This window comes from Anaerobiospirillum sp. NML120449 (assembly GCF_023051105.1).
Taxonomy (GTDB): domain Bacteria; phylum Pseudomonadota; class Gammaproteobacteria; order Enterobacterales; family Succinivibrionaceae; genus Anaerobiospirillum.
This window is the reverse complement of record NZ_JALKIL010000030.1, coordinates 1-26,661: the sequence shown is the minus strand read 5'-3', so window position 1 is coordinate 26,661 and position 26,661 is coordinate 1. Positions and strand designations below refer to the sequence as shown.

The 26,661-nt window shown below is 53.4% G+C and carries 11 protein-coding genes; 1 reads left to right on the top strand and 10 read right to left on the bottom strand.

The window, feature by feature from the left end; all coding sequences use genetic code 11:
- Nucleotides 1-197: 197 nt before the first annotated feature.
- On the bottom strand, nucleotides 198-5,054 hold the full coding sequence (locus tag MXE41_RS13265; protein ID WP_247100266.1) for a diguanylate cyclase: 4,857 nt from the start codon (nucleotides 5,052-5,054) through the stop codon (nucleotides 198-200).
- A 305-nt stretch (nucleotides 5,055-5,359) separates the two neighbouring features.
- Here MXE41_RS13265 and MXE41_RS09035 point away from each other — a divergent pair, with 305 nt between their 5' ends.
- Complete coding sequence (locus tag MXE41_RS09035) at nucleotides 5,360-5,563, top strand: hypothetical protein (RefSeq protein WP_247100265.1); 204 nt, start codon at nucleotides 5,360-5,362, stop codon at nucleotides 5,561-5,563.
- Nucleotides 5,564-8,195: 2,632 nt separating this feature from the next.
- Here MXE41_RS09035 and MXE41_RS09030 read toward each other — a convergent pair.
- The 9 genes from MXE41_RS09030 to MXE41_RS08990 all read right to left on the bottom strand — a co-directional run bounded on the left by MXE41_RS09030 (nucleotide 8,196) and on the right by MXE41_RS08990 (nucleotide 26,476).
- Complete coding sequence (locus MXE41_RS09030) at nucleotides 8,196-9,200, bottom strand: hypothetical protein (protein ID WP_247100264.1); 1,005 nt, start codon at nucleotides 9,198-9,200, stop codon at nucleotides 8,196-8,198.
- Nucleotides 9,201-9,518: 318 nt separating this feature from the next.
- Entirely contained in the window at nucleotides 9,519-11,213 is a 1,695-nt protein-coding gene (gene asnB, locus MXE41_RS09025) for an asparagine synthase B (protein ID WP_246978367.1), read from the bottom strand.
- Between the two features lie 1,500 nt (nucleotides 11,214-12,713).
- On the bottom strand, nucleotides 12,714-13,019 hold the full coding sequence (locus MXE41_RS09020) for a hypothetical protein (protein WP_246978365.1): 306 nt from the start codon (nucleotides 13,017-13,019) through the stop codon (nucleotides 12,714-12,716).
- Nucleotides 13,020-13,810: 791 nt separating this feature from the next.
- The gene (locus MXE41_RS09015) at nucleotides 13,811-16,579 is read right to left on the bottom strand and encodes an AraC family transcriptional regulator (RefSeq protein WP_247100263.1); all 2,769 of its coding nucleotides are present in this window, start codon (nucleotides 16,577-16,579) and stop codon (nucleotides 13,811-13,813) included.
- Nucleotides 16,580-17,707: 1,128 nt separating this feature from the next.
- The gene (locus MXE41_RS09010) at nucleotides 17,708-18,613 is read right to left on the bottom strand and encodes a flagellin (RefSeq protein WP_247100262.1); all 906 of its coding nucleotides are present in this window, start codon (nucleotides 18,611-18,613) and stop codon (nucleotides 17,708-17,710) included.
- A gap of 410 nt (nucleotides 18,614-19,023) precedes the next feature.
- Nucleotides 19,024-19,950 carry a flagellin gene (locus MXE41_RS09005; RefSeq protein WP_247100261.1) on the bottom strand — a complete coding sequence of 309 codons (927 nt, stop codon included), beginning with the start codon at nucleotides 19,948-19,950 and terminating at the stop codon, nucleotides 19,024-19,026.
- A 412-nt stretch (nucleotides 19,951-20,362) separates the two neighbouring features.
- Nucleotides 20,363-21,274, bottom strand: coding sequence for a flagellin (locus MXE41_RS09000; RefSeq protein WP_247100260.1), 912 nt, complete (start codon nucleotides 21,272-21,274; stop codon nucleotides 20,363-20,365).
- A 580-nt stretch (nucleotides 21,275-21,854) separates the two neighbouring features.
- Nucleotides 21,855-23,456 (bottom strand): methyl-accepting chemotaxis protein, encoded by a 1,602-nt coding sequence (locus tag MXE41_RS08995; protein WP_247100259.1) that lies wholly within the window; start codon nucleotides 23,454-23,456, stop codon nucleotides 21,855-21,857.
- 1,562 nt (nucleotides 23,457-25,018) lie between these two features.
- Nucleotides 25,019-26,476, bottom strand: a complete 1,458-nt coding sequence (locus tag MXE41_RS08990) for a methyl-accepting chemotaxis protein (RefSeq protein WP_247100258.1) — start codon at nucleotides 26,474-26,476, stop codon at nucleotides 25,019-25,021.
- Nucleotides 26,477-26,661 lie beyond the last annotated feature (185 nt).

The following is a 26,661-nucleotide window of genomic DNA, read 5'->3' as shown; positions in this document are numbered from 1 at the left end:
TGGTAGCCAGAGTGATAGAGTGTTCAGGGCCTGAAAAGCAAAAACCTGACTGAAAGCAAAACAGTATTTGCTCTCTGTCAGGTTTTAGTTGACTGCCTGTCCTGACTGGGCCCTCTGGCTGTCAGGCAGGCCTGCGGGTCTGCTGGCCTGGAGGCGGCTTAGTGCCGCGCAGTGCCGTGCCGTGGCGGTCAGGCTCCTCAGGCCTCGATGGCGTGTTCACCGTCGGCGTGTGTGGCCGGGGCGGGCGCCGCCTGCTCTGAGCTGGAGTCTGAAGCCTGGGACGGGGCCGTGGCCGTGCTGTCGGTGGCGGGCAGGGCCTGGCCGCTTGCCAGAGCGGCGGCACGCTCTTCGTGGGCGGCCTTTTCGGCACGCGCCTGCAGCCAGGCGCGGTGCTGCTTTTCCATGCGGGCGGTCAGACGGGCAACACGCTCTTCATAATTACCAAGAGAGCGGGTAGCCGGCCTGGTGATCATTGGCAGCGGACTGGTGAAGTCAAAGAGGGCAATCTGGCCCTTCTTTAACTGCTTGACCTCGTATAAGGCGCAGTCGGCACTGTGGTAAATCTCAGCGTAGTTCTTGCCATGCTCAGGGGCAAAGGCAATACCTACTGAGCTTGATACCGGATATGGAATGGAGAGCTTGAGACACTCCTCCTGAATGATTTCATGGTACAGACAGGCAAGAGCTGAAGCCTGCTCCACAGTGACATTCTTGAGCATGACCATAAACTCGTCACCACCCATGCGTCCTACCAGATCACTGCTGCGGAAAGCATTTTTCAGGCACTCGGCAATCATCATGATGACTTCATCACCAAAGGCATGGCCATGAGTATCGTTGACCTTTTTGAAGTCGTCGATGTCGATCATCAGTACGGCATGATGCTCAAATGGATGCTCGAGCAGGGTCTGTGCTACCTGCTGCTCCATACTGCTCTTGTTGAGCAGCCTGGTCATAGGATCAAGCATGTTTTCATGATTGAGATCGGCAATTTTCATCTCATACTCATGAATGGAGTACAGTTTGCCAATGAGCATGGTATGGCCGGTACTCTGAGCGGTATAGCCGATTACGGAAAGCTCGTGCCACTGAAACTCTTCAACACCCTGAGGCTTCATTCTGAATTTGACCGTGCGTCGGGTATGACCGTCACGCAGGGAGCGGTCGGAGAAAATACCCTCAAAGAGATCACGGTCTTCAGGATGCATATAGTCCTGCTGACTCAGATAGTTGAGGAACTGAGGCTGAATGGACTCACGGGCCGGTACATAAATCTGATAATTGCCAAAGCGCTCGAGTACATCATCGTCCTGATCATATTCAAAAATCATTTCCTGACAGGCCTCGGCCAGCAGCTCGTTTTTGCGTATCCAGCGGGCCATACGGTCGTTGAGCAGCTTCTGCTCGGTAATGTCGGTGATCATGCCCATGTACAGGCCCTTGTCTCCGGCAATACCAAGGAAGGCTGACTTGACCTCAAGCCAGATGTACTCACCTGTGCGGCCATGACGGATACGGTACTCAAGGCTGACGCTCTGACAGTTGTCACCGGTCTGAGAGAAAGTGCTGAAGTACTGCTCAACATCATCAGGGTGGAGGATCTTGCTGGCAAATTCAGCTCCCTCAAGGCCCATAAGGAAGGCCGGATCATAGCCTGTGATGTCATAAAAGCCCTTGTTGCCCCACAGCAGATGACGCTGACAGTCAGCACCAATGGCCTGGATATAAACACCACAGCCAATCAGGCTCATCAGCACATGTATGGAGTGCTCAAGATTAAGCAGATTCTGACGCAGCTGATTTTCACTGTCGCTGCCACTGAGCTCCAGCTCCGAGCCAGCCATGGCCTCACCGGGGACCTCAGCACCCACACCGGCCCCTGCAGCTGCTACAGTGCCCGCGGCAATGGCACCGGCGGCACCTGGGGCACCAGAGACACCAGCCGCGCCGGCACCTGGGGCACCTGAGTCACCAGCTGCGGCGTCACTGCCGGCGCGGGCGGTGGCGTTAATGCTTCTCAGGCGGTCAAAGACGGCCTCGCCCATGCCCTCAAGGCTGCTGGAATGCAAGGAACCAAAACCCTGGCTGTCAGGCACAGTGCCGCATGTACCGCCGCTTGCGCCGGCTCCGCCAGGAACACCGGCCGGGGCGTCAGCAGCTGCTGCAGTCGCAGCCGCACTCGCAGCCGCAGCGGCGGCATCGGCAGGGGCACCGGCTGCTGGTACGACCGGGGCAAGGCCTGGCTCGGAGCGCAGCAGTACATTCATCTGGGCACGGGTGTGTGCACGGCTGCCAAAAATAGTCTCGGACAGAGCCGCCTGCGGGGCATCAGTACTACTGTTAAAGAGTGAAGAGCCATTGCCATTGGCAGAGTCAATATGAGGACGGCTGTGGTCATCTGACCAGGTATAGCGATCCAGTACAGCTCTGTTCTTTTCATGCTGAAGAATGTAGCGCTGGGCGTTTAGTTCTTCGGCACGGCTGTCAAACTCACTGGCATGCTTCAGGGCGGCATCTTTGTCAAAGAGCTCATGAGCAAAACCGGCCGCATGAGCGCCACCCCCGGCTCCGGCCGGTACACCGGCCGCACCGGCGCCTGCCTGGCCTGATGAGCCTGAAGCTGCGCCGGCATCAGCGCCAGTATCAGCAGCGGCAGAGCAGGCAGCGCCGGTGGTGCTGTCCTTGCGGGCCTGTGGCGGGGCGGCAGCCTCCCAGATAGCTTTGGCGGCCATCAGGCGGCTCTGATAGCTGTCATCACCTGTGTACGCAGGGACGTAGTCCGGGTGGTCATTCTGGCCCATGGTTCTTACAGCACCAGGTCTGAACTGACCCTGCATGTCATGGCTGTGACCTGACTGACCCACGCCAGCATCGCTGCCGGCACTGCCATCAGTGCCGCCACTGGTGGCACCTGCGGTGGCACCGTTGGCGCCTGCGCCATGGGCCGGGGCGGCCTGGCTGCGGCTTTCATTGGCAGCGCCGTTTTTGAGCGCATCCATGGTCTGAGGGCTGCGGGCCGGTATGTTGAAACTGAAGGTGGAGCGGGCGGTGAGCTGCTCGGTAATCTTGATGGCCTGACTGAGCTGCAGATAGTGCAGGGCTGAAGCCAGCTGCTGACTCTCAGGATCAGGAATCAGTCCCTTATTGCTCTTATCAATACCGGCTCTTTCCTCACTGGAGAGCAGGCCCATAAAATCATGAGGCTCAAAGTCTATATTGGACACGCGGGTACGACGGCCGCCCAGCGGGCTCTGGTGACGCTCACTGCCATGAGCGCCATTGCCGGCCGTGCCGCTGCTGCCATGCAGGCCACGGTCATGCCAGCCAGGCAGCTCTTGAACACCTGGCCAGGCGCTGTATTCTGACTGACGTACCACATGATCACGGGCGCGGGCGCTGACACGCAGCGGGGATACGCGCCTGTGCAGATGGGCACTGCGGCGGGCCATGGCAGCGCTGTGCACAGCCGCAGCTGCGGAAGCACCGGCCAGCTCAGAAAGAGTACCGGCCACGCCATCAGCTGCGCCTGTTGCAGCGCCGCCTGTAGCACCTGTGGCGCCAGAGCCGTCACCGGCGCCATCAGTGGTGCCGCCGGCCTGCCAGCGGTCGCTGGCGCGGCTGTCCCAGCCTGAGCTGCAGGATAAATCCTCTTCACAGGCACCACCTGCAGCAGCTACTGCTGCAGCAGCGTCACGGGCAGCTTCTGAAGCTGCTACTGTGCGTGAGGAGGCAGCTGCACCGCTTACGCAGGCTGCCTCACGGCTGCTGTAAGATTCAGGAGCGCAGCGAATGCCGATATTGCCACAGCGGCAGTGCTCAAGGCCGTCAGCATCACTGCCGGCAGTCGGACGGGATGTCATACTGTCAGTAATACCGGCAGCACGTGATGACAGCGAGCAGGTAGAAATTCTGATGAACTCCTCAGGAGGCATCTGACTGATGACCTGAGCAATAGCAGGGGAGCTGTGGATAACAGTCCCCTGGGCATCAGTAAGGGCAGCCGCCTGAGTGCCGCCACCTGCCCGGGCACTGCCTGGCCTGCCCATGGCAGCGCTGTCGGCAGCGCTGGCAGCTCCGGTAACGCCGGATGCTGAGTTTGCAGATACGCCGACATTTCCGCCAGATTCAGAGCCCCTGGAGCTGTCCTGAACATGAGCTTCATGAGGAATGCCGGTTACGGTCACAGCAGGATCCGATATGTGCAGCCGGGTATCGGAGCTGATGGATGAAGTGTTTTTAGGGGCAAAAGGAATGGTTTGCATGGCAGACCAGAGATCGTCGTCATCCGGGCGATCGGCCATGATTCTCTGACCACGGGAGCATGATGGCAGGCTTGAACAGCTGTAGCATCTTTGCTGATAGCTGCGGCCAGTGCCGCTGTCCTCGTCAACGGCACAGCCACTGCCGTAATTGCCCATCTGACGGGCCCATTCGTAGGCCACCATGGCAGCCTGCTTGAGCTCGGCTATGGTGGTAGGAGGCAGGAAAGTCTTGGCAGAGAGATTGAGGGCATGGGTGTCAGCCGCACCATTGAGAATTTCTGAGGCCAGCAGATGATTGCGGCGCATACAGTTGAGCACCGGGCTTACCTGGCCGTCGCCATAGAGGCACTCATGCTGGCAGGTCTGAGCACCTACACAGAACCACTGGCTGAAAGAATCGCGCTTGAGCACAGGATCAAAGGAGGCATGGCCACTGTGGCAGCTGCCCCGTGCTCCGCCCGCACTGCCATCAGCATCATCAGAATCACCAGCACCACCTGCTGCCTCATCAGCCTTGCCGGCTGCGTCACCAGCAGCGCCACCTGCGTTGCCTGTGCTGTCACTGCAGGTGGTGTCGCCGTTGCCATTGCGCTCGCCATTGCCATTGCCTTGGCCTGCAGCTGTGCCGTCAGTGGCATGCTCAGCTGCCGGGCATGAGGCGGACTGGCGCTGCTCTGATGAAGGGCAGACAACGGTAGTATCAGGGGAGGCGGCAGAGCCGTCCTGAGCTGTGCTGTGAAGCTTTTGCTCAGAGGCGGTCTGTTGCTGGCTTGGCTGATCCTTTGGTAACACGATCTTTATCCTGCAAAAATACTTGCGCAGTCTGGTTAACTGCACTTTGGCGCAGCCGGCATGGAGCCTGGGCGCTCAGGCACAGGCTCCGGATAAGGCCCTGTGCCGGGGATAAGGCTTGAAACTGCTGCCCTGAGCACAGCCGGTTACGGGACAGCTGTGCTCAGGGCAGCATGTCCGTAAAGCGGTGATATCCAGGCAACGCAGTAACGGTAAAATTCAAAAGCAGAGAGCAAAAAAGTGAGTGGTTATGCAGGCGCGGGCTAAGACACGCAAAAAGTTCCTTTTGTAGGTCAGGTACAACGGTGATTGACGAAGTTGATACTCAGATGTCTGTTCGGGCAGAGCTGGCCGCCTCTCAACAGATAAAGGCGTACAGTCACATTTGCAGCATCAGTGTCGTAACTTCAGTAAGCTTTGCAGTTTTACCGGCATGTGATCTGATGTCACCAGGGCATGTGAAAGAAAGAATATCTGTCACCATACAGCAAGGCGGCAAGACAGCCTGAACCCGGCCAGTGCCACGGGCAGGCATCAGGCATGGGGCATGACAGATAAGGAAGTTTCAGTTGCGCAAGATAAACATCACTGTCTGTTCTCAGAGTTGTGAGTTTTGATGCAATGGCTGCAAAGAGTGCATGTGAGCTTTGCCTCTGAGGTATACGGCACTTGTTGCCCACTGTGCTCACGTGTGGAGTGGCTGAGTGCCAGACATCTGACCAATGAAAATGCGTGCACAGGGGACCATTTCACTATTTATGTCTAACCATGATTTTAGATGATCCTGGTCGAAAAATTACCTGTCTTTTTTCAGCTTAGTCCGATCTTGTGACGGTCGATACAAAATCTTTTACCAGAGGATGAAATCTGGTGTACAAGATCGCTTCATAACAGGCTTAACAGCGCATAAAAAGACAGATATATTCTATCAGCCTTCATATCTATAAAACAGCTTGCAAATTGCATCCGATCAGGCTTTGTTGCCGCATAAAATGAATTTGGTGACACAGTGCACACAGTGAAGAAAAAGCATATCTGGTTACAGATAGCATCACACTTTGCCATCCAGACCCGGAACTTAAGAAAATATATGCAAACTCTTCAATAAAGACATACTTTCAGGCATAACCCATGGCTATGCCGACAGCCCCCGGAGTGGCCAAAATTATTGTCCTGAAATCAAGCATGTGTAAATTTCACTTTAAGCAGGACAAAGCATCAGAAAAAACACGCAGGAACCAGCCACCCCTCCACCACCGGCACCACAGGCACCATGCTCCCCAGCCCCAGGAGGAACTTGCCATACGGCAAAAATTTATGCAAACGTTGTCATACAGACAGGCTCGGTAAGCATGCTGTGAACAGCAATAACAGAACCTCAATTACTGCAAACAGACAGCAAAAGCCATAGTGTACAGTATCCTCCCGCTGCAGACCGCAGCAGGCAAGGCTGCCAGGAAAGTACCCTGGCTCAGTCTCAACTGCCTGCAGCAGCCTGCACTAAAGAGCAAGTGCCAGCTGCCGCCTGTAACACCCTGCAGTACGCTTTAGCATGCAGCAACATTGACGAAACACTATGGCTTACTGACTTGCAGGCAGGAGGGCTGGCAGGAAGGAAAGCAGGAAGGCAGGTGGGCTGGTAGAGAGTGCTGTTTTATCTTGAGCAATAGAGGTCGTCAGCAAGCTTATACGACTAATTTAAGCCTGTAGCCCGTCATGCTGACAAGAACTGCACTTGCAGGGCAGTGAGAGAGTCCGTGGTTACTGAGTATAGAGGCCCTGAACAGCTGTGACAGTATGACCATGAGGCTGGCTTTATCTGCAACGCTCATGCAGCTGATTTGCTGTGTCAGAGCCTTGCAGTTTGGCGTGTTGCGCTGTTGCAGTGTTGCACTGTTGAGTCCGCTGCAAGGGCTCTGTCGCGCTGTTGAATCGGCTGCAAGGCCTCTGTCGCGTGGTCACGCTTGCTAATATGGTGCAGGGTCGTGCTTAATGGCTGCTGCATGAACCGGTCAGCTGTCCCCTGGTGCTGCTTGAGGCATGACTGGCGTACTGGCGATGTATGGGGATTGGGGCTGGTAATGATGGGCTGGAGGGCCTTGGGCAGGGGCGTTGACCAGATACGACGGGGCGGAAAACATAACAGGGAAAAACTGATTTAGTTAAGTCAATATGAGGGTGACAGTGTGATGTGACTTCATTTTGCTGCGTGCTAAGTGAAAATTTTTTTATAAATTGTTTGCACGATGATACCGGGAACAAATACGATAAATATCGGCTTTGTGGCCAATTTTGTGAATTGGCAATGTTATGAAAGTGCTAATTTTTGCCTGTTTTTGGTCTGATTTTGTAAAAAAGTCATAAACAGGGCTTTGAATAATATGGTAAATGAGCCAAAATATGTATCGAGTTGATTGCTCAACTTGATCAACTCCAAAAAAGTACAAGGATATAGTGGCGGTGTCGCTGGGCGGCACCGGCACTTCTTAAGTTAAATGTTCCTTGACTTAATCAAATCAACACGAGTTTCTGTTTCCTGCAGTCTGGTATGAAGCTGCCGGATCTCATATGATTTGCCTCTGCCGTCAGCCTTGCTGTTGCAGAAATGACAATCAGACTACACATGTGGTGTCGTAAGGAAGTATGACTGTGACATCCCACAGTCGCTGAGCCTGCTGCTCGATTGACAGTAACGGGCTCAGGAGAGTCTGCCCCAGTTGCGCATGCACTGACAAGGCTGCACATGTCCGCATTGCGGCCTCAGACAGACTCAGCCAGCCTCAGACTGCTGTGCCGGATAACCGGTAGTCTGCAGGGCTCGTCAGTATGCACTGAGTGCCCTGGTAAATGGTAAGCAAACAATACATCAGCTTTTTATCCATTATAATCACACACCTCTACGCGCCTTTTGTGCAAACGTTTGCCTGACGTAAGGTCCGGAGAGTGGCCCGATTTTTTCAGCATGACCGCAAAACTGTACAGTTGTGACGGTCATGCTCAATGGCCCTGCACTTACCCAAGTGTAGGGCTTTTTTGTTTGTACAGCACGCCCATCCTGCCCAGGCCTTGTCCCTGCTGGCCATGGAGTGACAGGGTCATAGCCGGGCCGGACATGGCCGGAGGCAGCGCAGCTGTTGGCGATCAGGCGCCGGTCTGGGAGGCAAGCCAGGTGGCGAAAACCTGCTCTTCGCTTGCCTGCTGCTGGACGCTCAGGCGGCGGGAAGTATAGTAGTCCTCACGCAGGGCCGGGCTTAAATCAAGGTCGGTAAAGGCCTCTTTTACCAGATCAAGGGCAGGGATCAGCTGGCTCACGCTGAGCTCTGAGGTAAAGGTCAGGTGTTCAGGGAAGCGGCAGGCAAGCGCCATCATCATGGCAGCCGCCATGACGCGGGCTTCGTGTTTATTGCCATAGTGCTTGACCATGTGAATTTTGCTTTTGATTTCGGCATGGTCAGGAACAAAGAAATTGCCATCGGTAAAACTGAAGTCTATGGCGCGTTCGCCTGCGCGCATAAAGCGCACGTACAGCTCGCGGGCATAGTCCTGCCACTGAGCCCCCATTGGAATAGCCAGCAGCAGTTTCCAGCCCGGGGCAATGGCCTTAAAGGCAAAGTCTTCGTGAAATTCGTTGATATAGACAGTAAGTGCAGCCATATCGAGGGCAGCGCGCTCATAGTCGGCGCCGCTTAAAAAGCCATGCAGGCTCTGTATGGTCGGCAGAAATTTTTCTTCAATGACGTCATAACAGTCAAAGCTGTCATCAGCGGCGTTAATAAGCAGCTTGAGACTGATGTCAAAGCCATGCTGCGCCAGCAGCTGCTGGCAGGCTGAAAAGTTCAGATCGTAGAGTTCTTCGACCTTGACCCTGGAATCATCAGTTTTTTCCTTGGGCTCAATGATCCTTTCATGACGGCGGAAAATACCCTGATCATTGAGCTTTTCAAAAGCTGCAGCAAATGACTGATGGTCCATGCCAAGATGCAGGGCTATCTGATGATTATGTCTTTTAGGACAGAAGGTGGGCTCTTTGGCGCGGCTCATCCAGAACAGCAGAGCTGACATGACCAGGGGAATATCACTGCCCAGATCCCTGAGGCAGTTGAGCTGAGGATAAAAAGGTATGCGTACCAGTCCCTGTTTGGCCATGATTTGTCCTTGACTGTTGGGGGTGAAAAGAAAGCAGCGCCTGACCAGCCGACCGGCAGGGCCGGCCTTGCCGGCCCTGCCGGCGGCTGTGGGCTGCGTGGCCGGGATATGATACCAGCAAAGCCCGGGCTGACGTAATGGCCCTGGGGCGGTAAGAACCGGCTGATGGGGCGCGATTTTACAGTGGCCTGAAAATGACACAGCCACCTCACAGCTCCCGGTGGGATCTGTGAGGTGGCTGGGGAGCAGGGCAGGCGTAAGCCTGTCCTGCCTGTGCCCGTCAGGAGCTGTGGTCCTGACGTCTCTGCTCTGGTGATATTAGAGCTTGTGGCCCATTTCGTAGGCTGAGTCGTGAACGTCGGTCACGGCACGGCCAGATGGGTCAGCCATGTTCTTGAACTTCTCGTCCCAGGCAATGGCGGTCTCGGTGGAGCAGGCTACGGACTTGCCGTAAGGAACAGTCTTAACGGCAGATGGCAGCTTGAAGAGCTCCTCGAAGATCTCACGGTACAGGTAGGCTTCCTTGGTAAGTGGAGTGTTGACAGGGAAGCGGTCAGCAGCCTGAGCAAACTTGCGATCGGAGACGTTCTTCTCAGCGTGATCACGTAAGGCATCAATCCAGGAGTAGCCTACGCCATCGGAGAACTGCTCCTTCTGACGCCACAGTACTTCCTCTGGGAGCATGCCCTCAAAGGCCTCACGCAGAACCTTCTTCTCAATGGTCTTGCCAGGGCACATCTTGTCCTGTGGGTTCAGACGCATGGCCACATCCAGGAACTTCTTGTCCAGGAATGGAACACGGCCCTCAACACCCCATGACATCAGGGACTTGTTGGCGCGCAGGCAGTCATATAAGTGCAGCTGGGAGAGCTTGCGTACCAGCTCCTCGTGGAATTCCTTGGCATCAGGTGCCTTGTGGAAGTAGAGGTAGCCGCCGAAGATCTCGTCAGAGCCTTCGCCTGACAGTACCATCTTGATCCCCATGGCCTTGATGTAACGGGCCATCAGGTACATAGGGGTAGAGGCACGGATAGTGGTTACGTCATAGGTCTCGATGTGGTAGATAACATCACGCAGGGCATCGATACCCTCTTCGATGGTGTAGTTGATTTCGTGGTGCACAGTGCCCAGGTAATCAGCAACAACACGGGCCTTCTTGAGGTCCGGAGCGTCCTTTAAGCCAATGGCAAAGGAGTGCAGACGTGGGTACCAGGCCTCGCTCTTGCCACCGTCTTCAACACGGCGCTCGGAGAAGAGCTTGGCAATGGCGGAGATAACGGAGGAATCAAGACCGCCGGAGAGCAGAACGCCGTAAGGAACGTCGCACATCAGCTGGCGCTTGACGCTGTCCATTAAGGCTTCCTTGAGATCGGCAATGGAGGTGGTGTTGTCCTTGACATTGTCGTACTCCATCCAGTCACGCTTGTAGTAAGGATGGAACTCAAGATCCTGCTTTGAGTACAGGTAGTGGCCTGGTGGGAATTCCTTGACGGTATCACATACAGGGGTCAGGGCCTTCATCTCGGAGGCTACATAGAAGTGACCATGCTTGTCAGAGCCGATATAGCATGGGACGATACCCATGTGGTCACGGGCGATGAAGTAGGTGTTGTCCTGGGCGTCATAAATGGCAAAGGCAAAGTCGCCTACCAGACGGTCGAGGAATACCTCACCGGTGCGCTTGAACTCCTGGTACAGAGGGAGCAGCACTTCACAGTCAGAACCGGTCTTGAAATTGTAAGGCTCTTTGAGCTCGCTCTTGAGCTGCACGTGATTGTAGATCTCACCATTGGCAGCCAGGACCTGGGTCTTGTCATCATTGTAAAGAGGCTGAGCACCATTGCCAGGATCGACAATGGATAAACGCTCGTGCACGATAATAGCGTGCTCGCCCTGATAAATACCTTCCCAGTCAGGACCACGGTGTAACTGCAGCCTGGAGCATTCCAGAGCCTGGTTACGCAGGGACTGTGGGTTCTCTTTAATATCGAAGATGCCAAAAATAGAACACATGAGTAAACTTACATTCCAAGTTGATGTGAGCTTTTCTCGGGCGGCAGCGGCCAGAACATGGGAACTGGCAGCTGCACAGCCTTTGCTGACTGCACCGCCATGTCCGGGCAACAGCCCGTCAGGGCAGCCCGGCCTGCAGCATGCCCAATGCCATAAGGCAGAGCATGTGTGAGTCGAGCCTGCCGGCCGTTGCGGACCGGCTCAGCCTCCATAAAAACCCTTTCAGGCTGGAGGCTGTCTGTTGCAGTTTGTGTCGACGCGCACGTCCTGAGCTGCACAAAGCTGAAAAAGTATTCAGCCTGTAGCCCAGCCCGTAAGGAAAGCTCCTCCCGGGCCGGACAGCTCAGCCCCATCAGGGGCTGCGAAAAACTCAATGCCACCTGTAAGGCAGCATGCTGGGAAGATCATCCGAAAGTCTGTACGTTATCTGCTGCCCGGTAAGGCGCTGCAGAGACGCTGACATGTTTTCCGGATATTGAGTCGGTCAGCAGCTGCTGACCGGTACCTTTGCAGCCACACAAGGTGGCAGCCAGGTACCATGGCAGGGCTCAGTGCCGCCCCTGACCCCGGTCAGAGTTCAGAGCGGCTCTGAGTCTGCCAGACGCGGCCAAAACCGGTCTGAAAGAAATCTGGAGAAATCTCAAAGAGGGCTGAAAGCACTCTGACAGAACTCTCAAATAAATCGGGTGCATTACAAACCTGGCTGTTCATATGTGCTGTTTGCATATTTCACATATATAGTGCCCGGCAAACATTGCGTTCCTGTGTCTGGAGCAACCTCTGGACACCAGTCCTGTCAGACCAGTATGGTCCTTCAGGCCCTGAACAGCTGATGCGACAGCCATTTATGCACGAAAGCAATTGTAGCTTATCTTATTACAGGCGGCTAATTAAGCGGCTTGTAACGCTTGCACCAAAATAGCACAGTATCCTGGCAGCCCCTGACGAAAAATCCGCCCCGTTACAAAAGAAACCGTTGCAGCCCTGAAAAATACCACAAAGAGCATATCTGTAACTCATCTGGTCAGGGCACTCCAAAACTGCCATTTTTCGCGCTCAGCGCACAGCACAGGCAAGTTTAAGCCATTTTGTCGTGGATCTTTTTAGCGCAGCCACCATGACTGGTAACGTTTGTGCCGCCGCGACTGCACCGAAATAAGACGCAGCCATCAACAAAAAAGCGCCCCAAAGGCGCCATTGCCATCCACCAGTCCTCACAACAAACAGCAGCCCCTGCCTTACTCCCTGCCTGCCAGGCGCTGCCACCTGTTTGCCCAGCTCCTGCCCGGTCAGCTCCTGTATGAGCACTGGATATACGAGCTCAGTCTGTACTGGACATGAGGGCTAACCATTATATGGTGTGTGCCGGAGGATCCCTGCAGCCTGGGCTATGGCTGGCTTAATGGCTACTGTCCAGAGCTGAGGCGCTCAAAGCCACAGGAGGTCCCTGTGGATCAGGACTGCTGAGCATGTGTGGCCTGGCTTGCAGCAGGCGTGCTGTTAATAGCGGCCCAGAGTGCGCAGGTAGTTGACCAGCTCGGCCGTGGATTCTTCAATCTGGTCCACTATACGGCGGGTCTCTTCATGACGCTCATCCTCATAGTGTTCCATGGTGTCCAGCAGGTCACGCAGTTCGCCCAGGGAGTTATCAACCTGCATCACAATGCCCTTGATGGCCTTGACTCTGACCTCAAGAATGTCAGCGTCGACCTCATCGGACTTGTCGCGGGCTTCGATCATACGGGACAGGGTGTCATTGAGCCTGTTGAGGCCTTCAATGATCTGATCGCGATTTTGTGGGTACATGCTCACTCTCCGCCAATAACAAAACAATGTGCACGCCCGGCATACGGCTTACCATAATGTGGCTCCGGGACAAGAAGCCACCTTGTTCCTTCGGCCCGAAGACAATATGTTCAATCACACCGAAGCCACCGGCTTCCATCGGCCCGGAGTCTGACGGATACATCAGCCGGGTCATTATGGATAATCAGAAAGGGAGCTTTTGGCTCCCAGGACCAGTGTTCAATAAAGCCGCTGCCTGAACGGCCCGGCCGTGCCGTGCCGCGTGCTGCCTTATTCTAAACACATATGGCAATACTGCATAGAGCCTGATAGCGGCAATGTGACGGACAAAGCAGCCCAGCACGCTCATAAGGCAGGCAAATGCCCATCATTAAAGGCCTGCATAGAGGAAAAGGACAGACTGCCTTTTTCCTGCGGCAGTGGCAGCAGTAAACTGGCCCTGTATGCTGCACCATTGACTGTCCCTGGCTTGACGCCAGGCATACGCAAGGGCGCCATAGGGCGCAGCATGCTGAGACAAGCAGAGACAGGCTTGCAGCCTTCGTAAGCATGGCCTTCACAGACCACGTAATGTCAGCCACAGCAGAGTCTGCAGAAGTACAGCAACAGTCCAGATTCTCTACAGTTCAAGGTCGGCCCGGTCTCAACAGGCCTGGTCGTTACAGCCACTGCTTTTGGCGGGGCTGCAGACAGCAAAGGCACTGTCCTCAGGGCAGTGCCTTTGCTTATTAGTTCTGCCGGCCGCGCGCAGCACGGCAGCGCTACGCTGGATCCTCTGGAACCGTTTCTCGTCAGTCGCGTATTCTGATATCCTGGTCCACTCGTGACGGGACTGGGGTATCGGTAGCTGCGGTGGCGCTCTTTACGTGAATGTTCTTGGCCTGAGGGATAGTGCTCGGGTTCTGGCCAAAGTAGGACTTAAAGGTGCGGGAGAAGTGGGAGTAGTTGTTAAATCCGGCTTCCACAGCAGCACGATAGGGGTCCATTCCTACTGAAATCAGATAGCGGGCACGGGTCAGACGCTTTTTGACAATAAACTGGTGCAGGGACAGACCGGTAAGCTCCTTAAAGCGACGGGTCAGGTAGAACTTGCTCAGATTAAAGCGCTGGGAAATCTCATCCAGACTGAGGTTCTCATTGATATTAAGATTGATGAACTTAAGCAAGGCCGACAGCTTGAGACTCTCTGAAAGCTTGAGATTTAGATGCATTTCATCATCGTCTCCAGGTATCTCAAAATCTGCCGTCTCGCCATCGCCAACTACAGGAGCAGGGGTAAGTCCCTCTCCCTGCATAATCAGAGTCTGGAAGTCATGCCCATTACGCTCACGCCCACTGTCCTTATCGGCACCAGGGGCTGATACAGAATCATCCGTAGCGTAACTGTCAGAACGCCTGCGTCCGCCGGAGCTGCCGCTCTCCTGCGCAGGTTTTGCTGACGCAGCTACAGCCGCAGCAGCTGCAGCAGCTGCATTAATGGCCTCCTCATCACCGGCAGTTACAGAGGCGCCCGGAGAGGTTTCAGCCCCCATGGCGGCCGCCATGGCAGCCATATCAGTGTGTCCTGGTCGGCCAGTACCGGCAGCGCCTGGTTTACCAGCGCCATGGGCGCCAGCAGCGCAAGCTCCTGGTACAGGGGAGCGGCTGCGTCCTCTGGTCTTAAGACGAGAATTGGCAGCGGCCAGCGAGGATGCACTGTCTACTCCAGTGATGCTGCCATCGTCACTGGTAACCTGAGAGGACATGGCAGCACGGGCAGCAGCGGCATCAGGACAGTTGCTGATAATGGTCCCTCCCTGAGAGCATCCTGGCAGAGGACCGGCTCTTGAGCCGGCCTGCAGGGATTCAAAAGCCGCAATTTCATCTGCATCCCCTGAGTTACCAGCACCGTCAGATACCAGAGGCACATCAAGCTCAGGATCAGGATCAAAGAAGGAAACATCCTCAGCTGATGCTCCCTCCCTGAAAGACGGGGCAAAGGAAACCAGAGATGAACCTGTATACAGGGTTGAAAGCAGGACTTCGTTAAGCCACCCGCTCTGGGCAAAACAAGGCCTCTGGCTGCACAGGGACGAGTTAAAGCCAAAAGGTGTAACACTTTCATTTCGGCCTGAACCGGCAATGCTGTCAGGCAGAATTTCACGGCCCTGATCAAAGACATGCTCAATGCCGTCACTGGTATTGCCGGTGGCATACTGCAGAGGCATACCATTGAGATAACCTACCTGCTCCGGGTGCAGATGATGCTGAGCATTAACCACAGCCAGCATGTCATCCATTGACTGGATGGCCATAAAGTCAGGACGTGGCGGCTCACTGCCCTCGTGATGCTCAAGCTCAGCAGCCACAGCACCACGAGCTGCAGCCTGCCTTGCTGGCCCGGATGCGCCGGCGGTACCGCCGCCAGCGATATCGCCTCCTGGCTGCCCGTCGCCTGGCTGCCCGCATGAGGCACGAGCTGACTCAGCATCTGCTCCGGAAGCTGCATTTCCGGCCACGAACCCATCTGCGGCATTACTGCCCGCTGCAGCACTTGCAGCAGCTGAGCAGGTCCCTGCGCGGTTATCACTGTTCACGCCTGATCCTATATTGGTCAGATGAACACCTACAGATGAGATGGAACTGTAGCCGTAATTGCCCACGTCAGAGCCTGGCTCCATACCGGTGCCATAGCCCTCAGTGCCACTGGTCAGCACTGTTGAGGTGCTGCAGTTGGTGTTGGAAAGATCAGGACGGGTAGAAAGAGTAGTACGCAGCGGGCTGCCATCAGGCATCACAAGACCTGTGCTGCCCGCCTGCATGCCCTGCAGGCTGCCGCCTGACACTGAGCTGTCAGCTACGGCTGCCTTGAGGTTAATAGCCTCCTGCAGCGCCTGGGCGCTGTGGGTAATAGGAGGCATATTGCTGTAGCGCGGCTGATTGTACATGCCAGCAAAGGCATCACTATCAAGACTTGATGAGACTGTGCTGACATGCGAGGAGGTGGCGCTGATAACAGGGATTTCCTGGGCGCTGTGCTGGCGGTGCACAATCTGATTGAGCTTGGTCAGGATAATGGCAAAGTAGCTCTCGGAGAGCACTTCATCAGATGGGGTCTTGGACCAGAAGCTTTCAAAGAGACAGGAGAGGTCCTGCTGAAGCTCGGAGAAAGTGGTATCGTCCAGATGGATGATGTTGTTATTGTCCGAATTGAGTTGCAGGAAACAGTACTGAGGATCGAGCTTGGGGAAACGGCGGGCAAGACGCTGCATGTACTTTGGGTGGATCCACAGAGCGTAGCGCTCATAGCCTTTGGTGTGGTAGATAAGGCCGTGATGGAACTGCAGCTCGTCAATGAGAATGACATCGCCGTGAGAGAGGTGATAAGGACGTCCCTCTACCTCATAGAAGAAGTCGCCCTCGACCACAAAAATAATTTCGTAGAAAGCATGATGATGCGGGCAAATGGCTACGTCTTCGCTCGGATTGGTATCAAGGTGCTTATAGCATTCAAAACGATTGTTCTGCATCAGCTCGCGGTAGCGTCTGCTGGTAAAAGCTGCCTTGTTAGCTCTGCGCATCTGTTTTGCCTCCCTGTTAATCCTGCATGCATCAGGGGCACAGCATAACTGCAATGCCATGCCATACCGTGCCGTGCCATTCCATGCCGTGCTGTGCCATTCCATGCCGTGCCGTGCCATTCCATGCCGTGCCATGCCGACCTGAGCCCGCCCGTCAGCTGCCATGTCTGTAAGCTGCGCTGCCTGTAATTACAGGGCGCGCCAGCCTGGCAGCACCAAAGTGCTGCCGCCGTAGACGCGTGCCATTCCCGGACAATATGCCTTAACTTTCAGTCATTCCCCGCCCGGTCCAAAATTGCTGCCCTGCTCATGCCGGCCAGACCTGAACAGCCAACAAAACACTCCTGATCAGTATTGTACCGTCACAGTGCGCCCACAAGACTCAGCCACAGTACTCGCGCCAGAGTCAGCTGCAGCACGCGCACCAGAATCAGGTGCAGCATGCGCACCAGACTCAGCTGCCAACCCCGGTCAGACAGATCAGGGGAAATACCTTTGCCATAGCTGATGTCTGGCTTTCAGGCACACCGCTGTCACTGTCAATGTGCAGGACCGGCCCATAAGCGGGCTTTGGCCAGACATATGGCTGTGCTGGTACTGAAGAGCTTGACTTGTAGGACTGACAGTCAGGAAAAGACGGGCTATACCGGAAAGTTAAGGCAAATCCGGTGTTACTGGCTTACTGTGTGTATATTTGCTGCTGCATACCAGCAAACACAGAGGAATACTGGTGTTCAGCGGGCAGGCTACTGTGATGTAGTGTCTTAGTTCGTGGCCCCGCTTTCATGCAGCCTGAGATACAGGGCAGCATGGCTTAATCCCCCACGCATAAAGAACAGCGCTGCTGTACGCCCTGGTCAGCTGTGGAACAGGTCTGAAACAGCTCATGGTCCAGTACAGACAATCATTGCTGGTACCTGTATAAAGCCCGTGCGCATGGGCCGGGTCGCAGGAAAACTGATAAATTATACTAACACGGTACGGGACTTTGTGCTATCAGTAGTATTTATTTTGTCCCAGTCCATGTTCCGCCGTCCCGAAAAAAAACAAAGCCCCCGACCATAAGGTCAGGGGCTTTGCGTGGCAACTCAGCTTAGTGCCGAGCTCGGATTAGCTGTAAGGCTCAGATTAGCCCAGCAGGGACAGACCCAGCTGTGGGCGGGTATTGGCCTGCATCAGCATGGAGGTAGCAGCCTGCTGAATGATGGACTGCTGAGACAGATTGGCGGACTCTTCGGCGAAGTCTGCGTCACGAATACGTGAACGGGCATCAGACTGGTTGGCAGAAACGTTTGCCTGGTTGCGGATTGAGCTCTCAAGTCGGTTCTGGATTGCACCTAGGTCAGCGCGTGTGCCATCAACCTTGGCAATCATCTTGTCCATGCCTTCAATAGCTGCATCGATGTTTGCAACATTGGAGAATACGATAACAGTATTAGTCTTGGAGAAGAACTTGGTCAGTTCGGCGTCGGCTACACCACCTCCGATCGCAATCTGAGAGAACTTCATTGCCTGAACCTGGAAAGTAATGGTATCGCCTTTATTTGCGCCTACCTGTAAGGTCAGCTGGCCGATGGAGTTATTACCACCAGCCTTAGTGAGAAGACCATAGGCGCCGTCGAGGATCTGCTGGCCGCCGAAAGTAGTCTTCTGAGCAATGCGGGTAATTTCCTGAGCTAAAGCAGAAGCCTCTTTGCCCAGGGCTTTACGGTCTTCCAGGGTGTTAGTGCCGTTCTTGGCCTGTACAGCCAGAGTACGGATCTTCTGGAGCATGCCGGACATTTCGTCCATGGCACCTTCAACAGTCTGGGCAAGAGCGATGCCGTCAGAGCTGTTACGGTTACCCTGGTTGAGGCCATTAATCTGGGTAGTTAAACGGCTGGAGATCTGCAGGCCGGCAGCGTCGTCCTTGGCAGAATTAATTCTCAGACCTGAAGAGAGTCTCTGGTATGTGGTAGTGAGCTGATTCTGTACGTTGTTGAGGTATCTGCGGCCGTTGAGGCTGGAAACATTGGTATTGACGTAAACTGCCATAGCTGTTGCCTTTTGTAGTAGTGTCTTCCTGGTACCGTGACAGGGTGTTAATTTCTGCCATGGCTTCCTTATCTATTAGAACGAAGTAAAGTCCCTGTTTTCAACCTTATATCCAGTAAAAATCAAAGATGCAGTCATATCATCAAAGCTTGGTGTTATAGATACTGCAAGTATGGCTCCGTAAACGTTTGCATGCCCGTCTTTGTGCGATTCCATACTGTCAATAATGAAGAAAGTGTATGTTTGCGCACGGATTCATTAATATTGATTTTTTGGGTTAGTCCTGCATCAGTCCTGACTGAGTGGCAGATCTATGGCAGCTGTAAAAGCAAAGCCCCCGACCATAAGGTCAGGGGCTTTGCGTGGCAGCTCGGCTTAGTGCCGAGCTCGTGTTAGCTGTGAGGCTCAGATTAGCCCAGCAGGGACAGACCCAGCTGTGGACGGGTATTGGCCTGCATCAGCATGGAAGTGGCAGCCTGCTGAATGATGGACTGCTGAGACAGATTAGCGGACTCTTCGGCGAAGTCTGCGTCACGAATACGTGAACGGGCATCAGACTGGTTGGCAGAAACGTTAGCCTGGTTGCGGATTGAGCTCTCCAGTCGGTTCTGGATTGCACCTAGGCCAGCACGCTGACTGTCCACCAGAGCAATCATCTTGTCCATGCCAGAAATAGCATCATCAATCTTTGCTGCATCGCTGAATGTAATTACGGCATTATCCTTGGAGTAGAAGTTCTTCAGAGTAGCGTCCTGGATACCGCCGCCCAGAGCGATTTGGGAGAACTTCATGGATTGAACCTGGAAAGAGATTGTGTCGCCGCTGTTAGCTCCCACCTGAAGGATAAGCTCACCAATTGAGTTGCCGACAGCAGCACCTGCACCACCGCCTGCAACCTTGGTCAGTAAGCCGCCGGCACCATCGAGAACGGTTGCACCGCCGAAAGTGGTGTCCTTGGCGATACGGGTAATTTCCTGAGCCAGTGAGGTAGCTTCTTTTGCAAGGGCCTTACGGTCTTCCAGGGTGTTGGTGCCGTTCTTGGCCTGTACAGCCAGAGTACGGATCTTCTGGAGCATGCCGGACATTTCGTCCATAGCGCCTTCAATAGTCTGAGCAACAGCAATACCATCGGCGCTGTTACGGTTACCCTGGTTGAGGCCATTAATCTGGGTAGTTAAACGGCTGGAGATCTGCAGGCCGGCAGCGTCGTCCTTGGCAGAATTAATTCTCAGACCTGAAGAGAGTCTCTGGTATGTGGTAGTGAGCTGATTCTGTACGTTGTTGAGGTATCTGCGGCCGTTGAGGCTGGAAACATTGGTATTGACGTAAACTGCCATAGCTGTTGCCTTTTATATTAGTGTCTTCCTGGTACCGTGACAGGAAATTGATTTCTGCCATGGCTTCCTTATCTAAGGGAACGAAGTAAAGCTCAGATTTTCAACCTGAAAGCCCATGGAAATCAAAGATGCAGTCATATCATGAAAGCCTTGCGATATAGATACTGCAATTACAGCTCCGTAAACGTTTGCATTCCCGTCCTTGTGCGATTCTATACTGTCAATAATGACTAAAGTGTTTGTTTGCGTACGGATTGATTAACATTGATTTTCAGTATGTCAGGCCTGCATCAGTCCAGACCAGATTGCAGATCTATGGCTGCTGAAAAAGCAAAGCCCCCGACCATAAGGCCAGGGGCTTTGCGTGGCAGCTCGGCTTAGTGCCGAGCTCGTGTTAGCTGTGAGGCTCAGATTAGCCCAGCAGGGACAGACCCAGCTGTGGACGGGTGTTGGCCTGCATCAGCATGGAAGTAGCAGCCTGCTGAATGATGGACTGCTGAGACAGATTGGCGGACTCTTCGGCGAAGTCTGCGTCACGAATACGTGAGCGGGCATCGGACTGGTTGGCAGAAACGTTTGCCTGGTTGCGGATTGAGCTCTCAAGTCGGTTCTGGATTGCACCTAGGCCGGCGCGCTGTGAGTCAACCAGAGCAATCATCTTGTCCATGCCAGTGATAGCTTCATCGATATCTGCAGCGTTGGAGAATACAACGATTGCATTATCCTTGGAGAAGAACTTCGCCAGGTTAGCATCAGCAATACCGCCGCCTTTAGCTATCTGGGAGAACTTCATGGACTGAACCTGGAAAGATATTGTATCGCCGCTGTTAGCGCCTACCTGAAGGATAAGCTCACCTACAGAGTTGCCCTGAGCGCCTGCAAGCTTGGTCAGTAAGCCGCCGGCACCATCGAGAACGGTTGCGCCACCGAAAGTGGTCTTCTGAGCAATACGGGTCACTTCCTGAGCTAAGGCAGTAGCCTCCTTACTCAGGGCTTTACGGTCTTCCAGGGTGTTAGTGCCGTTCTTGGCCTGTACAGCAAGAGTACGGATCTTCTGGAGCATGCCGGACATTTCGTCCATGGCACCCTCAATAGTCTGAGCTACGGCGATGCCGTCAGAGCTGTTGCGGTTACCCTGGTTCAGGCCATTAATCTGGGTGGTTAAACGGCTGGAGATCTGCAGGCCGGCAGCGTCGTCCTTGGCAGAATTAATTCTCAGACCTGAAGAGAGTCTCTGGTATGTGGTAGTGAGCTGATTCTGTACGTTGTTGAGGTATCTGCGGCCGTTGAGGCTTGAAACATTGGTATTGACGTAAACTGCCATAGCTGTTGCCTTTTGTATTAGTGTCTTCCTGGTACCGTGACAGGAAATTGATTTCTGCCATGGCTTCCTTATCTAATGGAACGAAGTAAAGCTCAGATTTTCAACATGAAAGCCCATAGAAATCAAAGATGCAGTCATATCATGAAAGCCTTGCATTATAGATACTGCAATTACAGCTCCGTAAACGTTTGCATTCCCGTTCTTGTGCGATTCTATACTGTCAATAATGACTAAAGTGTTTGTTTGCGTAAGAATTGATTAATATTGATTTTCAGTATGTCAGTACAGCATCAGTCCAGACCATGTTTGAGATCTATGGCTGCTGAAAAAGCAAAGCTTCCGACTGCTGCCTCTCAGGTATCCTGCAGGCGGATGACGGACAGGGGGTACGGCTGGATGCCGTTCTACAGGTGGTTTGCATGCTGCTGCGGCACAGGGGCTGGACTGGGCTGGTGATAAGGAGGTTGGGTCCGGAGGAGCGCAAAATAAAAGAGCCATGACGCTGCGCTGTGGGCAGGGGCATGGCTCGTGTGATTTGTTTTTGGGTTGCGCGCTGCGGCGGGCAGCGGGCGGCCGCTTATCAGATCTTGAAGTACCTGAGGTTTTCAATGAGGTTATCAAGGCGCTGTGAGGTATTAATGAAGATATCTCGTGCTCCCTTGGCTACATTGTTCACCTCTGAGGCTTCATGGGTAATATCCTGCATGTTGTTGGAGATATCAGTTGAGGCGGCTGTCTGCTGCGATGCTGCTGTGGCAATCTGACTTATCTGAGTGTTAACCTCGTTTACGTTGCTCAGTGCCTGAGAGAGGGTTTCCTGAACGGCGCTGCTTGAGGCTGCTACTTGTGACATGTTGTCCAGATTGGTCTTCATGGCGTCGGTAGCAAGAGAGGTCTCACTCTGAATTCGGTCGACCATGCCCTTGATTTCCTGAGTTGAGGCCGTAGTTCGGGTAGCGAGGGCTCGTACCTCATCGGCTACCACAGCAAAGCCACGGCCGGCCTCACCGGCTCGGGCAGCCTCAATGGCGGCGTTAAGGGCCAGCAGGTTGGTCTGAGCTGCAATGTCATCAATGGTGCCGACAATGGAGCCAATCTTCATGGCCTGCTCAGCCAGTGACTGAATGGCAGAGGCATTGTGCTTCATCTGATCATACTGCGTCATGATGGAGCCTGATGCGTTGTTGACGCTCTTCATGCCCTGACTTGTCAGGTCAGATGACTCCTGTGATGACCGGGCGGCATCAGTACAGTTGCGTGCGATATTGGTGGTAGTGGCCACCATCTCTTCAGCCGATGCTGAAACGGAAATGGCCTTGCGCTCGGTACGGGCCATGGCCTCACAGATGTTGATTGCTGACTGCTCCATGTCCTTCATGGAGTCTTCAACCTCGCGTGTCAGGTCAATGGTTTCAGAAATGGTATTGCGCAGCTTGTCCGCCATGGTCTTCATGGCTGTATTGAGAATGCCAAACTCATCCCTGGTTGATGGTTTGAATTCAAAGCGGAAGTCACCATCAGCAAGGGAGCGGGCATTGTCGCACTGAGATTTGATGTTGCTTTCGATATAGTAGGCAAGCCACTTGGCAATAAAGAGGCTGAGAAGAACCTGAGTGAAGGTCATGCCCACAATGGTCCACAGGGCAGTAGTCTGGACAAGGGCTGTAGAAGATGAGTCCAGTACGGCAAAACGTATGGCCATCAGTCCATCGGCGCTGCGTTTGATGTCCGAAGTCAGCGGGGCCAGTACGGTCAGGTACAGCTCGAGGGCCTCATAAGCCTGATTGTTCTTAATGAGCCTGGTAATATCGTTGCGGTACACACTTGTGTATTTGGCCACATCAGCCTTAAGTACCTTCAGAATTTTCTGGGTATCGGCTTTGCCCTTCATAACGCCCACGGCCTTATCAAGGTTCTCAAGAGCTTTCTCTACCGCCATTAGATTGCCATCAGTCTGATTCCTTGGTGTGAGGTAGCGCACCATGTTCTCATGGACTGCCTCAATGGCGGCACTGGTCTCATGAATACGCTTGTACTGAATGCTCAGAACACTCTTGAGCTCAGTAGCGATTTCAATCGACTTGTACATGGAATTAATGGCCAGTCCCGAGACTGTCATTGACAGCAGCAGGATGGAGAAAAACGCAACACACATGCGGTGTTTGATAGAGAAAAACTTCATATCCAGCCCTCACTAAGGCGGTGGGTAGTTATCTGTCCTTTGACTTCAATATCATTGTCCGGCACCGGCATATATTCCGGTGATCCTTGAGTTTCTGGCCGACAGGCGTGCTGTGATGCTGCAGGTGCAGGTGCAGGAAACAGGCTTTGTCTGCAGATATCAGGGGCGCAGATGTCTCATCGAGCCGTGCAGAGTAAGGTATTAATGCAACTGCATTAATGGATTCCGGTATGCAGCAAGGCTTACAGGTACATCATGGCTTTCAGGGATAAAGGTAAGGTCAAAGTTTGTGACAAACAGGTCTGCTAAGCGCAGACAATGCTCAGATCTGCAGGCTTCAGTCAGCAAATAAGCGGTGCCGCAGTGATCTCACAGATTTTCTTCATTTACTGTTCATAAAGCTCTTACTTTCATGGGGACTCATGAGCTGTAAGTGCTGTGTAAGTCAGCTCAGAACGGCTTGATTTCTCATTCAGTGCAATCAACGGGCCGGTTGGACGAAGGCCTGTTTGTTTTGCTGTACAGCTGTTTCATGTATGAGCCACTCAGTGGTAAAAGGATAATTACCGGCATTCGGGAGGGTGGTTGCGAAAACGAAGGGAACGTATGGTGATCATGATGAGCTCACTCCTGCGCTGCTCTTATGTTGTGATTGACCCAGGCTTGCACCTGATAACTGCTCAATGATGCAGCTTAATGCCTCATCTGAACGGTCAGATTTCATCATTGTCGGTCAAAACGGCCCGCATCCAGGGACTTTGGATGATGTTAATGGTCAGTTTCTTCCTGATGAGAGCCATAATCCCCATCAGTCAGGCTGTTATCTGCTTAAGAAGTTTGCATCTTGCTCATAAGATGAGCGAAACAGTAAATCTATGACAAATCGCTATAGTGAAGTCAGAGCAGCTGAATACAAAACAGTGCAGCAGCGGTATAGCAAATAGAGCAGCAGCCTGATACAAAACAGCTTTGCACCTGAAGAAAGTGAGCATATGAGACTTTGTTCATGGCGACACAGGGGAACATCGGGCAGACTAAGGGAGCATCATGCATGGATACGCTAACATATTGAGGTATCGATATATTGGAAACTCGTTATCTGCCTTATGTATGTCCTGATGGTAATGAAACGCTCAAGCGTGGTAGTCAGCATGTTGATGCCAGGCTGAAAAGGGCTGCCTGGCCTGATGTCAGAGCTTCAGGGCCTCAAGTGTCTTTAAGGATCGATGTAAAGCGAACTGTACAATATGAAAATCAGATTTTAGGTATTTAGCATAAGGGAATAGAAGCACGAAAAAAAGGGAGTCATGAGCTGTGCGCTGAGGCACAGATCACGACTCCCAAAGAAACATGTAATTTTTGACTGAAAAACAGTTCCTGACTGACTGCAGTGGCATAACTTGATACAGCTACTTATGTCTTACCAGGAACGATTTGGTAACTGAAAGTACTACTAAACAGTCTAAAAGTACCCTTTCTCTCAGTTGCAGAGGGTGTCAGCAGAAAGTCCAGAATGCATTGATGCATTGATGCATGGCTGGGCGCAAGTTACTCTAATCAGATCAGATCTTGAAGAACTTGAGATTCTGTACCAGATCATGGAGGCTGTTGGAGGTCTCAATGGAGATCTGGCGGGCCTGCTGAGCCACATGCGAGACATCGCTCGAGGCATGGGTAATGGTCTGCATGTTGTTGGAGATCTCGGAGGTAGCGGTAGTCTGCTGCTCTGAGGCCTCGGCAATATGGGTAATCTGGCGGTTTACCTCATTTACGCAGTTGAGCGCGTCAGACAGAGTCTTCTGAACTGTGATAGTGCTGTCAGCAACCTCTGCCATGCTGTCGAGATTGGCCGTCATGGCATCAGTGGCATTGCTGGTCTCAGCCTGAATGCGGTTAACCATGGCACGTATTTCCTGGGTTGAGGAGGTGGTACGGGTTGCAAGAGCACGAACCTCATCAGCTACTACGGCAAAGCCACGACCGGCCTCACCTGCTCGGGCAGCTTCAATGGCAGCATTAAGGGCCAGCAGGTTGGTCTGAGCAGCGATTTCATCAATGGTGCCGACGATAGAGCCAATCTGCTGAGCCTGATCTACCAGAGTGTTAATGGTAGAGGCGCTGGCCTTCATCTGCTCATACTGAGTCTTGATGTCAGTTGCGGCCTTGTTAACCATCTCCATGCCATTGTGAGTCAGGTCTGAAGACTGCTGGGATGACTGGGCGGCTGTATCGCAGTTGGAGGCGATGTTCTGAGTGGTAGAAACCATCTCATCTGCCGAGGCAGCTACAGTGATGGCCTGGCTTTCGGTACGGGACATGGCATCACAGATGTTGGAGGAGGCCTGCTCCACGCTGGTCATGGAGTCATTAATCTGATTGGACAGGGTAACAACATGGCCGATGGTGTCGCGCAGCTTGGTGGTCATGGCCTTCATGGCTTCGTTGAGATGACCAAACTCATCCTGAGCTGATGGAGGGAACTGCAGGTTGAACTCACCTCGGGCAAGGGCGCTGGCATTCTGGCACTGCAGCTCGATATTGCGCTGGATATAGTTGGCACCCTTGAGGGCAATGACCAGACTCATGATGATCTGCAGCACAGTAACGCAGATAACAATGGTCAGGCTGCCAGTCTGAATAAGCTCAGCCGATCTGGTTTCGATAATGCCAAAACGGAAGGCCGTAATCTGATCTACCTCTTTTTTGAGCACGGTAGTCAGAGGAGCAATCATGTTGAGATAGACCTCGAGAGCCTCGTAAGGACGGTGGCTGTTAATAAGGGAAACTATATCCTTGTTGTAGTACTCGGTATATTTGGCTGTGTTGGCTTTCAGCGAGGTCAGCAGATTGCTAATCTGCGGAGCTACATGCAGTACCGATACGGTGCGATTGAGCTCAGCAATTGACTCTTCGAGTTTGCGGCGGTTGTCCTCGCTCTGATTGTTTGGCGTCAGATAACGGACCATGGCCTCATTGGCAGTTTCGATATTCTTGCTGATATCGTTGATCTGATACGGCAAACCGATGAAGGATATGCCTCTCAAAAATAATTGAAATTAATTGACTTTTAAAATAACTAGTGTTAGGCGTTGAGGCGTATTCGCCAAATATTGGCTTATTTATGCCTTTGTTGGCTCGTAGTTGTTCATAAAGTAGTTTCGTATGACGTACTCAAACAATCTACTAACCCTCATGCTGCTCATGC